Source organism: Massilia suwonensis (genome assembly GCF_042655665.1).
Taxonomy (GTDB): Bacteria; Pseudomonadota; Gammaproteobacteria; order Burkholderiales; family Burkholderiaceae_D; genus Telluria; species Telluria suwonensis.
Genome location: NZ_JBHSMR010000014.1, coordinates 84,678 through 97,004 on the forward strand (window position 1 = coordinate 84,678; position 12,327 = coordinate 97,004).

7 protein-coding genes and 1 tRNA gene are annotated in these 12,327 nt (G+C 66.6%); 6 read left to right on the plus strand and 2 right to left on the minus strand.

What is annotated here, in order from left to right; all coding sequences use genetic code 11:
• The first annotated feature begins 138 nt into the window (after window positions 1-138).
• Both ACFPQ5_RS20755 and ACFPQ5_RS20760 read left to right on the plus strand, forming a co-directional pair.
• A complete protein-coding gene (locus ACFPQ5_RS20755) occupies window positions 139-4,383 on the plus strand; it encodes a hybrid sensor histidine kinase/response regulator (protein WP_379760355.1) in 4,245 nt (1,414 codons plus the stop codon).
• Window positions 4,384-4,443: 60 nt separating this feature from the next.
• Complete coding sequence (locus tag ACFPQ5_RS20760; RefSeq protein WP_379760357.1) at window positions 4,444-5,130, plus strand: response regulator; 687 nt, start codon at window positions 4,444-4,446, stop codon at window positions 5,128-5,130.
• A gap of 6 nt (window positions 5,131-5,136) precedes the next feature.
• Here the strand turns inward: ACFPQ5_RS20760 and ACFPQ5_RS20765 are convergent, their stop codons facing one another.
• On the minus strand, window positions 5,137-5,772 hold the full coding sequence (locus ACFPQ5_RS20765; RefSeq protein WP_379760359.1) for a DedA family protein: 636 nt from the start codon (window positions 5,770-5,772) through the stop codon (window positions 5,137-5,139).
• 94 nt (window positions 5,773-5,866) lie between these two features.
• Window positions 5,867-5,941: transfer RNA gene (locus tag ACFPQ5_RS20770), tRNA-Arg, on the minus strand.
• A gap of 219 nt (window positions 5,942-6,160) precedes the next feature.
• Between ACFPQ5_RS20770 and ACFPQ5_RS20775 the strand changes: the two genes are divergently transcribed.
• From ACFPQ5_RS20775 to fcl, 4 genes are all read left to right on the plus strand, one after another.
• Window positions 6,161-8,080: an ATP-binding cassette domain-containing protein gene (locus ACFPQ5_RS20775; protein WP_379760361.1), complete on the plus strand. Its 1,920-nt coding sequence runs from the start codon at window positions 6,161-6,163 to the stop codon at window positions 8,078-8,080.
• Window positions 8,081-8,387: 307 nt separating this feature from the next.
• Entirely contained in the window at window positions 8,388-9,596 is a 1,209-nt protein-coding gene (gene epsL, locus ACFPQ5_RS20780; protein WP_379760364.1) for an XrtB/PEP-CTERM-associated polysaccharide biosynthesis outer membrane protein EpsL, read from the plus strand.
• Between the two features lie 10 nt (window positions 9,597-9,606).
• On the plus strand, window positions 9,607-10,989 hold the full coding sequence (locus tag ACFPQ5_RS20785; protein WP_379760366.1) for an undecaprenyl-phosphate glucose phosphotransferase: 1,383 nt from the start codon (window positions 9,607-9,609) through the stop codon (window positions 10,987-10,989).
• Window positions 10,990-11,234: 245 nt separating this feature from the next.
• Window positions 11,235-12,209: a GDP-L-fucose synthase gene (fcl, locus tag ACFPQ5_RS20790; RefSeq protein WP_379760368.1), complete on the plus strand. Its 975-nt coding sequence runs from the start codon at window positions 11,235-11,237 to the stop codon at window positions 12,207-12,209.
• The last annotated feature ends 118 nt before the right edge of the window (window positions 12,210-12,327 follow it).

Genomic DNA, 12,327 nt, shown 5'->3' on the forward strand with positions numbered 1-12,327 from the left:
CCTCTTGTTCGGGAATGTTTGCTAACCTTGCGTTGTGGACATACAACCAGACAAATCGCCCGCTTTTTCCTCTCCTCCTGCTTCCCGCCGCCGCCTCCAGGGCGCCGGCGGGGCAGCGCATTTCTTTCCGTTCGCAGCATGAAGGCCTGGCTAGTCGTTCTGCTGCTGGCACTGGCCGGCAGCTTCGGTACGCCGGCCGAGGCTGCACCCGCGCCGACGCTGCGCTTCGAGCACCTCAGCGTCGAGGATGGCCTGGCCCAGGAAACCGTGCTGGCCATGGCCCAGGACCGCGACGGCTTCATGTGGTTCGGCACGCAGAACGGCCTGTCGCGTTTCGACGGCTATCGCTTCCTGAATTTCCGCAACATCGCCGGCGACCCGACCAGCCTCGGCAGCAACTGGATCCGGGTGCTGCACATCGACCCCCAAGGGCGGCTCTGGATCGGCACCGATGGCGGCCTGGCGCTCTACGACCCGACCACACAGGGCTTCCGCCAGTACCTGCCCGACGAACCCAGCCGGCGCGGCAACGGCAACCTGCACGTGCGCGCCATCGTCGGCGACGGCAGGAACGGCCTCTGGCTCGGCACCGCCGACGGCCTGCAGCACTTCGACATCGCCAGCGGCCAGTTCACGGCCTGGCACCATCGCCCCGGCGACGCCGACAGCCTGGCCAACGACAACGTCGCCGCGCTGGCGCTCGACAAGCGCGGCCGCCTGTGGGTCGCCACCGGCGCCGGCCTCGACAGCCTGGACCGCGCACGCACGCGTTTCACGCATCACCCGCTGGCTTCGAACCGGGCTGAGGCGGTGCATGCGCTGCTGCTCGACAACCACGAGCAGCTGTGGATCGGCCTGGCAGACGGGCTGGAGCGCATGGAGCTGGGCGCGGCCGCCGGCGCGTCGCGCCACTTCGGTCCGAAGGATGGCATTCCGCAGGCCATCATTACGGCGATCTACGACGACGGCAAGGGACAGGTCTGGATCGGCACCCAGGAGCAGGGCGTGTACCGCTGGGATGCCCGGCGCGGCCGCTTCGAGGCCTACCGCAAGGTCGTGGCCGACAAGCACAGTCTCGGCGACGACCGTATCGCTTCCCTGTTCCGCGACCGTGTCGGCACGTTCTGGGTCGGCACCTGGTACGCCGGCACCTCGCGCGTGGACCTGAGCAGCGGCGGCTTCGCGCGCATCGTGCGCGAACACGACGGTCCGGGCCAGCCGGCCGACAACCGGGTGCGCGGCATGGACAACGACGGCAGCGGGCGCCTGTGGCTGGCCTCGGCCTCGACGCTGCAGCTGTACGATCCGGCGCAGGACGGTCCCGGGGCCTACCGCATCTGGCGCCACGAACCCGGAAATCCGAACAGCCTGATCGATTCGTCGGTGAACGCCGTCGTGCGCGACCGCGACGGCATCGTCTGGATCGGCGGGCGCACCGGCATCACCCGCTTCGACCCGAAGAGCGGACGCTTCACGCGCCGCGTGCTGGCGCCGGGCACGACAAACGCCAACATCGTGCGCGGGATGACGCTCGGGCGCGACGGCGCGCTCTGGATCGCAACCCGCGGCGGCCTGCACCGGCTCGATCCGCGCAGCGGCGCGCTCGAATCCTGGCGCCACGACCCGAACCGCCAGGCCAGCCTGGCCGACGACAACGTGCGCCCGGTGCTGGAAGACAGCCGCGGCCGGGTCTGGATCGGCACCTTCAACGGCCTCGACCTGCTCGACCGCGCCAACAAGCGCTTCCGTCACTTCCGCCACGAACAGTACGATCTGAGCAGCATCAGCCACGACGAAGTGCACGCCCTGCTCGAAGACCGCCATGGCAACGTCTGGGTCGGCACCGCGGGCGGCCTGAACAAGATGGTCACGGCCCCGGACGGCTCGGTCAGCTTCGTGCGCTACACGACGCGCGACGGCCTGGTCGACGATTCCGTGGCGACCATGCTGGAAGACCTCGACGGCGTGATCTGGGTCAGCACCACCAACGGCCTGTCGCGCTTCGACCCGGCCAAGAACGCCTGGCGCAGCTACACGGCGGCCGACGGCATCACCGACGGCGCCTATTTCGACGGCTCGGCGCTGCGCACGCCGGACGGCACCCTGTATTTCGGCGGCTTCAACGGCATCACTGCGTTTGACCCGCGCGCGCTGCGCTACAACGGCTTCGCCCCGACCGCGGTGATCACCGGCATGCAGATCTTCAACCGTCCGGTGCAGCAGGCCTATCCGTGGCTCCTGAAGGGGCCGGTCGAGAACACCCGCACGATCACGCTCTCGGCCCAGCACTCGGTGTTCTCGCTCGAATTCTCGGCCCTGCACTACGCCGCCCCCAAGCGCAACCGCTTCGCTTATAAACTCGAAGGCTTCGACCAGGGATGGGTGTACGCGGATGCCGAAAAACGCTTCGCGACCTATACCAACCTCGATCCGGGGCACTACGTGTTCCAGGTGCGCGCCGCCAACAAGGACGGCTTCTGGAGCGAGACTCCGGCCACCCTCAGCATCACGGTCGAACCGCCGGTGTGGGGCACCTGGTGGTTCCGCTCCAGCGCCGCCTTCCTGCTGCTGGGCGCCTGCTACGCCGGCTACTTCCTGCGCGTGCGCGGCCTCAGCCGCCAGAAGGAGCGGCTCGCCGACCTGGTCAGCGCCCGCACGCGCGAGATCGCGCAGCAGAACAGCCGCCTCGAACGCCAGACCGAGGAATTGCGCGAGCGCGAGCGCGAGGTGCGGCGCAACACGGGCGAACTGGCCGATGCCAACCGCGCGCTGTACGAGAACGAAAAGCGGCTGCAGCTGGCCAAGCAGCGCGCGGAGGATGCGGCGCGCCAGAAGTCGGAATTCCTCGCCAACATGAGTCACGAGATGCGCACGCCGCTGGCCGGCGTGATCGGCATGCTCGGCTTCGCGCTGCGCGACCATGGCTTGCGCGAGAGCACCCGCGAGCAGATCGAGCGCGGCCAGGCGAACGCCGAGTCGCTGCTGGCGATCATCAACGACCTGCTCGATTTCTCGAAGATCGAAGCGGGCAAACTCACCATCGAAAACATCGACTTCGCGCTCGACGCCGCGATCCACAACGTGGTGGGCTTGTTCGCCGAGCAGGCCGCGGCGCACAGCGTGGGCTTCGCGATCGAGCTGGCCGAGGACCTGCCGCGCTTCGTGGTGGGCGACCCGACGCGCCTGCGCCAGGTGCTGGTCAACCTGGTCGGCAACGCATTCAAGTTCACGCCCAGCGGCCAGGTCACGCTGCGGGTCGAGCGCCGGCCTGAGGACCAGCCGGACGGTCCCGAGCACGCGGACGGGCACATGATACGTTTTTCGGTGCAAGACACCGGAATCGGTATCGCTTCCCATGCCTTGCCACGCCTGTTCCAGAAATTCGAGCAGGCCGACACCACCACCACGCGCCGTTACGGCGGCACGGGCCTGGGCCTGGCGATCTGCCGCCAGCTGGTCGAACTGATGGGCGGCACGATCGGCGTGACCAGCACCCAGGGCCGGGGCAGCACCTTCAGTTTCGTGCTGCCGCTTGGCGTAGGCGTCGAGCCGCCGACGGTCGAACACGCGCCGCGCATGCCGCACACGCACCGCCTGCGCGTGCTGTGCGCCGAGGATTTCGCTACGAACCAGATCATCGCCCGCATGATGGTCGAGGAAATGGGCCACCAGATCGAGATCGTCGAGAACGGCGCGCTGGCGGTGGCGGCCTGCGCGCGCACGCGCTTCGACATCGTCCTGATGGACGGGCGCATGCCGGAAATCGACGGCGCCACCGCCACGCGCCTGATCCGCGCCGGCGGCACGCTCGACGCGCCCGTGCTCGACCAGCACCTGATGATCGTCGCCCTCACGGCGAACGCCAGCGACGAGGACCGCGACCGCTATCTCGCCTGCGGCATGGACGGCTTCCTGGCGAAACCGATCGACGAGGCGGCGCTGCACTACCAGCTGAGCCGGGCCATCGAGCGCCAGCTGCAGCGCGGCATCGCGCTGCCGGCGATGGAAGAAGCAAGTGGGAAGGGCGGGCCGAGCGTGGCCGAACTCGACGCGATGTTCGGCATCGCCGAACCGGATGCAAAGGCGCCGCCGCCTCAGGACCGCGCCGCGCAGCTGCAGGCGCGCATGCGCGCGGCCTTCGCCGCCGACCTGCCGCGCCGCCGGGCCGAGCTGCGCGTGGCCCTGGACGCGGGCGACGCCGAGGCCTGCGCGCGCGTCCTGCACGGCTTGCGCGGCAGTGCGGCCCACCTCGGCGCGACCGAGCTGGCGGCCCTGTGCGCGGCCCTGGAAGCGGCGGCCGACGCGGGACGCTACGCCGAGGTCGTCGCCGCACTGCCGGGACTCGACGCCTTGCTCGATCCGTTCGAACGTCTTCCCGCCTGATTCGTCGGCGTCGTATAATGCTTTAAGGCAACATTTCGTGATGAGTGATCGGGAGTGGTGATGAAGGTGCTGGTGGTGGACGACGACGTGGTGTCGCGCATGATGCTGATGCATCTGGTCGACAGCTGCGGCAGCTACGAGATCCTGGAGGCCGAAGACGGCGCCGATGCCTGGCGCCAGCTGGAAGCCGGTCTGCGTCCAGCCATCGTCTTCTGCGACCTGCGCATGCCGCACCTGTCGGGCACCGACCTGCTGGCGCGCGTGCGTGCCCATCCGGAGCTGGCGCAGTTACCCTTCGTGCTGGTGTCGGCGGCGAATGACGGCGCGACGATGGGCGAAGCGGAGGCGCTGGGCGCGACCGGCTACGTCGTCAAGCCGTTCCGGATCGAGGGCCTGCGGCCGCACCTGATGGCGCTCGAGCCCGATGAGGCACCGGCAGTCACTGCCCAGCGCCTGGGCATCGACGCGGCCCGCCTTGCGCTCTACCTGGGTGGCCTGGAGCGGCAACTGCTGGACGCGGCGGGTACGCTCGACGCCGCGCCGGCGGCGGGCGACACGGCTGCCGCCGGCGCACGCCTGCGCCGGCTGCGCGACGGCTGCGTCACGCTCGGCCTCCACAGTGCGGCCACCGCGCTGGCGCGCGCCGAAGCGGCGCCTCAAGGATCGCTCGTTCTTCATGCTTTGGACGCGGCGCGTGCGGCGGTCGCCGCCCAGGCGGCATTGCTGGGCCGTGGGAACGCTTCGTAGGCAAACTCAGCCGGCTTCGTGTTCCTTCTTGCGGCTGTCGGCATTCTCCGGCTTGCGCCAGGTGATCACGCGGTACAGGTACCAGGCCAGCATCGCACCCAGGATCGTCTTCGAGACCGGATCGACATACTTCGACACTTCCTGATATTTGTCTTCGAGCAGGAAACCGGCCGCCGTCAGCAATCCGGTCCAGGCCAGTGAACCGATGCTCGAATACAGCAGGAACTGCCCCAGTGACATATTGCACAAGCCCGCGGGAACGGAAATCAGGGTGCGCACGGCCGGAATCAGGCGCCCGAACAGCACCGCGCTCTTGCCGTGCTTGCGAAACGTGTCCATGGCGGTGTCGATATCCTCGGGCGAAACCGTCAGCCAGCGCGCATGCTTGCCCGCCAGCCGCTTGAGGCGCGCGCAGCCGTAATAGCGCGCCGCGTAATACCAGGGCAGGGCGCCGGCCACCGAACCGGCCGTGCCGGCGGCCAGCACCCCGACCACGTTCAGGTCGCCCCGCGCGGCGACGAAGCCAGCGAAGGGCATGATCATCTCCGATGGAATCGGCGGAAAGACGTTCTCGAGCGCCATCAGCGCGAACACGCCCAGGTAACCGCTCTTTTCCAGGAAATTGGTAATGAATTCGAACATCGCGTACTCCAAGGCAGGCTCGGGAGTAGGGATGATAGCGTGGATGGCGGGAAGGCCGGATTCGCTAGGGAAGGCTTGTGCCGCAAGGGCAGGGTGGTCCCCCCGACTGGAATCGAACCAGTATCCCACGCTTAGGAGGCATGTGCACTATCCATTGTGCTACGGGGAGGACACGCGTGCCGCCAGGGCGGCACCAGTGGTTCGGCGAGCGGACCCTGCCGACAGGCCGGTATCGTGAACCGGATGCAATTATAGCCGACGAAAGCAGCTTAATTGGAAGTGTCGGCGCTGCAATCGGTACAATAGGCGCTTCTTTTACCTTTCCCGCCGCGCAGCATCTCTCCGGACCTTGCTCGGAGACCATTGCGCGTGGCCTTTTCACAAGATTATGGCTGTCATTTCTCTCACGTCCGCGCAACTCGCGTTCGGCCACGTCGCGCTGCTCGACCATGCGGACTTTTCCCTCGAAACCGGCGAACGCGTCGGCCTGATCGGGCGTAACGGCACCGGCAAATCCTCGCTGCTGAAAACCATCGCCGGCCGCTTCAAGCTCGACGACGGCCTGCTCGTCATGCAGCAGGGCATCAAGATCGCCTACGTCGAGCAGGAGCCGACTTTCGATCCCGAGTCGACCGTGTTCGACGCCGTCGCCGCCGGCATGGGCGAACTGCAGGGCATGCTGGCCGAGTACGAAGCCCTGACCGGGCAGTTCGGCCAGGGCGACGACGAGGCGTTGATGGAGCGCATGCACGTTATTCAGGTCAAGCTCGACGCCACCGATGGCTGGAACCTCGGCAACAAGGTCGACACCACCCTCGACCGCCTCGGCCTGGCGCGCGATGCGAAGATGGGTACGCTCTCCGGCGGCATGCAAAAGCGCGTCGCCCTGGCCGTGGCCCTGGTCTCGGCGCCCGACGTGCTGCTGCTCGACGAACCGACCAACCACCTCGACTTCAAGTCGATCATGTGGCTGGAAGGCCTGCTGCGCGAATTCCGCGGCTCGATCCTGTTCATTACCCACGACCGCAGCTTCCTCGACAACGTCGCCACCCGCATCATTGAGCTCGACCGCGGCCGCCTGCTGTCCTTCCCCGGCAATTTCACCACCTATCAGGAACGCAAGCGCGAACTGCTGGCCAACGAGGAAGTCGAGAACGCCAAGTTCGACAAATTCCTGGCCCAGGAAGAAGTCTGGATCCGCAAGGGCGTGCAGGCCCGCCGCACGCGCGACGAAGGCCGCGTGCGCCGTTTGGAAGCACTGCGCCTGCAGCGCGCCGCGCGTCGCGAAACCCAGGGCCAGATCAAGCTCGACGTCGGCATGGGCGAGCGCTCCGGCAAGATCGTCGCCGAACTCGAGAACATCTCGAAATCCTACGGCGAGAAGGTGATCGTCTCGAACTTCACCGGCACCATCCTGCGCGGCGACAAGGTCGGCCTGATCGGCCCGAACGGCGCCGGCAAGACCACGCTGCTGAAAATAATCCTCGGCGAGGAAAGCGCCGACAGCGGCACCACGCGCCTCGGCACCAAGCTGAACGTCGCCTACTTCGACCAGATGCGCACCCAGCTCAACGAAGAGGCGAGCCTGGCCGACACCATCGCGCCGGGCAGCGACTGGGTCGAAGTCAACGGCCAGCGCAAGCACGTGATGACTTACCTGAGCGACTTCCTGTTCGCCCCGGAACGCGCCCGTTCGCCGGTCAAGTCGCTCTCGGGCGGCGAACGCAACCGCCTGCTGCTGGCGCGCCTGTTCGCCAAGCCGGCCAACTGCCTGGTGCTCGACGAACCGACCAACGACCTCGACATCGACACCCTGGAGCTGCTCGAAGAACTGCTCGAGGACTATCCCGGCACCGTCTTCCTCGTCAGCCACGACCGCACCTTCCTCGACAACGTCGTGACCCAGGTCATCGTCGCCGAAGGCAACGGCCTGTGGCGCGAATACGTGGGCGGCTACAGCGACTGGGAACGCGTCAAGGCGACCGCGCCCCAGGCTGCCGCTCCAGCCGCTAAGCCGGCGCCAGCGAAAGCCGCCGAAGCGGCCGCGCCTGCATCCGATGCCGCGCCGAAGAAGGTCAAGCTCAGCTACAAGGAGCAGCGCGAGCTGGAAGAGCTGCCGAAGCTCATCGCCTCGCTCGAGGACGAGCAATCGGCCATCACCCTCCAGCTCAACGCGCCGGACTTCTACAAGACGAACCCGGCCGACGCGCGCCGCATCAACGCCCGCTACGCCGAGATCGACGAGCTGCTGATGAATGCGCTCGAACGCTGGGAACAGATCGAAGCGCGCTCGCGCGGCGAAGCCTAAGTCGGCAGCAGGGCTGCGGCGCCCGCCGCAGCCGCATTCCAGCGCCGTCGGCGTCCTGCCGGTGGCGCACTCGCGACGGTGGACGCGTTCTGCGTCCCATCGTCGTGCCCGTCTCTCCATTTCTTCGTAGCCGTCCCGCCGAACAGTAGCATCGGCGGCACTGCGTTTGTCCGTTTGCGTCAAACGCGCGGCTGGAACTCATGCACGTTGGCGCCGGTCAGAATTGTGCAGACCCGGCGTGCGCCTGGGGCTGGCGCTGCGCTTCCGTCATGGCGCTTCCATCGATGTGTTTTGAAAGACAAACGCCATGCCGAGAATCCGCCTGCACCCGCTTGCGCGCCTGCCGATTTTCCTGTTCGGCGCGGCCCTTGCCGCACCAAGCTGGGCCGTCCCCGACAGTGCGCTCGACCTGGTCGCGCGGATCGGCTGGGCCCACGACGACAACCTGCTGCGCATCCCCGACGGCTTTCCCGCCTTCGACAACCAGAAAAGCGATTCCTGGACCACGCTTGAATTCGGCGCCGTCTACGACAAGGACATCGCGCGCCAGCGCCTGCTCGCCGTCGCCAAGGTATCGAAGGTCAAGTTCCAGCACTTCCGCCAGCTCGACTACGATGGCCGCGACCTGCAGGCCACCTGGTACTGGCAGCTCGGCAACCGCTTTTCCGGGCAGCTGGGCGGCAGCTACGCCCAGACGCTGGCCCCTTACACGGATTTTCCCAGCGACGAACGCAACCTGCGCAAGCAGCGCCGCGGCTTCTTCGAGGGCGCCTGGAAGCTGCATCCGCGCTGGGAGGCGCGCACCGCGTTCTCGCGCGACCGCTTCGATTATGAACTGGCTGCCCAGTCCTTCAACGACCGCACCGAAGACGTCGTCGAGCTCGAAGGGCGCTACCTGGCGCCCAGCGGCAGCGCCGTCGGCCTGGTCCTGCGGCGCATCGAGGGCAGCTATCCGAACCGGCGTCCCTTTTTCCTGGGTGGGCTGAACGACGATTTCACGCAGAACGAACTCAAGGCGCGCATCGACTGGAAGGCGGGCGGCTCGATGACGATCCAGGGCCTGCTGGGCTATGCGCGGCGCACCCAGCCCTCCTTCGGCGCCGGACGCACGAGCGGCGCCAACGGACGAATCACGGCGCTGCACGACCAGGGCGGCAAGCTCGCCTGGCGCGCCTCGCTGTGGCGCGACTTCGCGCCGCTCGAAAGCCGGGTCGTCAGCTACACGCTGAACAAGGGCGTCAGTGTCGGCGCCACCTGGCGCGCCAGCGCCAAGATCCAGCTCGATGCCGACGCGGTCTACGAGCGGCGCGACTACAACGCGCGCGCGAACTTCAATGCGTCGGGCGGACTCGACGACACGCTGCGCTCGGCCAGCCTCAAGGCAAGCTGGGCCGTCAGGCGCAAGCTGACGCTCTCGACCGCCTGGATCCACCAATCCCGCAGCGGCTCGCCCGTCCTCGGAATCGGCAACTTCAAGGCCAACACGGTCGCCCTCAACGCCAGCGCACAATTCTGAGCATCGAGCGATGACGGTCAACGACATCCCGATCATCTCCTTCTTCCAGCGCGTACTCGATCCCCTGATCATCATGGGATCGCTGTACGTGGCCTCGATCGCCTTCCGCGAACCGTTTTCGGGCTATTCGCTGGTGCTGATGATCCTGGCCTTCTTCATCTCCTCGGCCGTCTACCAGCACATCGATCCCTACCGCACCTGGCGCAGCGGCCGCATGCTGGCCTATGCGCGCGACGTCGTGTTCGGCTGGTGCGTGACGATCGGGGTGCTGTATTTCCTCGGCTCGGCAAGCGGCCTGAAGTATTTTTACGACGAGCGCGTGCTGCTGGCCTGGGCGATCGGCGCGCCGGCCACCCTGGTGGCCAGCCATGTCCTGGTGCGGCGCGCGGCCGGGCGGCCCGACGGCGGACGCGAAGTGCGCTCGGTCGTGGTCGTCGGGGCGAACGAGGTCGGTGCCAAGTTCGCCGGCATCTGCGAGCTGCATCCGAACCTGTTCATGCGCATGCACGGCTACTTCGACGACCGCGCTACGGTGCGCCATCCGCCGGGCCTGCGCCATCCGATTCTCGGCAAAATGAACGAGTTGAGCCAGTATGTGCGCACCCGGCACATCAAGCTGATCTTCATCAGCCAGCCGATCTCGGCGCAGCCACGCATCCGCGGGCTGATCGACGAACTGCAGGACACCACGGCCTCCGTCTATTTCCTGCCCGACGTCTACGTGTTCGACCTGATGCAGGCGCGCTTCGATAATGTCGGCGGCATGCCCGTGATCGCCATTCGCGAGACGCCCTTCATGGGGCTCAACAGCATGGTCAAGCGCGCCAGCGACATCGTTTTCGGCAGCATCATTCTGGTGCTGCTGGCGCCGCTGATGCTGACGATCGCGGTGGCCGTGAAATGCACCTCGCCCGGTCCTGTCATCTTCCGCCAGCGCCGCTACGGCCTGTATGGCGAGGAAATCATGGTCTATAAATTCCGCTCGATGTGGACGCTCGACGACGGCGCCCACATCGTGCAAGCGCGCCGCGACGACGGCCGGGTGACGCCGGTCGGACGCTTCCTGCGCCGCACCTCGCTCGACGAATTGCCGCAGTTCGTCAACGTCCTGCAGGGCAGCATGAGCATCGTCGGCCCGCGCCCGCATGCGGTCGCGCACAACGAGGAGTACCGGAAACTGATCAAGGGCTACATGCTGCGTCACAAGGTGAAGCCCGGCATCACCGGCTGGGCCCAGGTGAACGGCCTGCGCGGGGAAACCGCCACCCTCGACAAGATGGAGACGCGCATCCAGTACGACCTCGACTACCTGCGCAACTGGTCGGTGTGGCTGGATCTGTGGATCATTTTGAAGACAGTGCGCGTGATTTTGACGCGTGAGAACGCCTTCTGAAACAAAGCCCTTAACCGCGCCTTCAGTGCGCCGCATGAAACGGGTCGCCGCTTTCCGGACTTTCTCCGCATGCCCAGGATGAAGCGGTGAACCTGCGTATCGACCGCGTCTGTTGCGGCGGTTCGCGATCACATCGAACGGTTTTGGTTCCCCAAAAACCGCCCGTACACATCGATACCTGTCAATCGAAGCGCGCTACACGACAGGTACGCTGGCAACGGCATCGTGCTCGATGGGAGGACGCCTTGGATCATCCAGAACCCCGCATCTATGTCGCCGGACACCGTGGCCTCGTCGGATCGGCCATCGTACGCACATTGCGTGCCCGTGGCCACACGCACATCGTGACGCGCACGCACGACGAACTCGAACTGACCGACCAGGACGCAGTGCGGGCCTTCTTCCGCTCCGAGCGCATCGACCAGGTGTATCTCGCTGCCGCCAGGGTGGGGGGCATCCATGCGAACAACAGCTATCCGGCGCAATTCATTTACGACAACCTGATGGTCCAGACCAATGTCGTGCACGAAGCCTGGCGCGCGGGGGTAGGACGGCTGCTGTTCCTCGGCTCGTCCTGCATCTACCCGCGATTGGCGCCGCAGCCGATCCGCGAAGACTACCTGATGGAAGGCGGCCTGGAGCCGACCAACGAGCCTTACGCGGTGGCCAAGATTGCCGGCATCAAGCTGTGCGAAAGCTACAACCGCCAGTACGGCACCGATTTCCGCAGCGTCATGCCGACCAACCTGTATGGCCCCGGCGACAACTATCACCCTGAGAACAGTCACGTCATCCCGGCCCTGATGCGGCGCTTTCACGAGGCGAAAACGGAAGGGGCGAGCGAAGTGGTGATCTGGGGCAGCGGCAAGCCGATGCGTGAGTTCATGTACGTCGACGACATGGCGGCGGCCTGCGTGCACGTGATGAACCTGGCGCCCGAAGACTACGCGGCCAATACGGAGCCGATGCATTCGCACATCAACGTCGGTACCGGGACCGACGTCAGCATCCACGAGCTGGCACACCTGGTGGGCGAGGTCGTCGGCTTCGAGGGGCGCATCGTGTTCGACGCCAGCAAGCCCGATGGTACACCGCGCAAGCTGCTCGACGTCTCCAGGCTGCGCGCGCTCGGCTGGAGTGCCAGGACGCCGCTGCGCGAGGGATTGCGGCGTGCCTATGACGCCTATCTGGCCGCGCAGCTTGCCGATGTGGCGGCGTGAACCGCATGCCGTCACGCGGCGGATAGTGGTCCGGCGCTGCGTCGGGCCGCATTCTTTGATCGATGAGGACCTATGTTGACTATCGCATCCAGGAAAAGATGGGGAATTGGACGGTGGA

Bases quoted from the DNA above. Each gene is read 5' to 3' on its own strand.
- ACFPQ5_RS20760 (WP_379760357.1), top strand. From the start codon at position 4,444: ATGAAGGTGCTGGTGGTGGACGACGACGTGGTGTCGCGCATGATGCTG.
- ACFPQ5_RS20785 (WP_379760366.1), top strand. From the start codon at position 9,607: ATGACGGTCAACGACATCCCGATCATCTCCTTCTTCCAGCGCGTACTC.
- epsL (WP_379760364.1), top strand. From the start codon at position 8,388: ATGCCGAGAATCCGCCTGCACCCGCTTGCGCGCCTGCCGATTTTCCTG.
- ACFPQ5_RS20775 (WP_379760361.1), top strand. From the start codon at position 6,161: ATGGCTGTCATTTCTCTCACGTCCGCGCAACTCGCGTTCGGCCACGTC.
- ACFPQ5_RS20765 (WP_379760359.1), bottom strand. From the start codon at position 5,772: ATGTTCGAATTCATTACCAATTTCCTGGAAAAGAGCGGTTACCTGGGC.
- ACFPQ5_RS20755 (WP_379760355.1), top strand. From the start codon at position 139: ATGAAGGCCTGGCTAGTCGTTCTGCTGCTGGCACTGGCCGGCAGCTTC.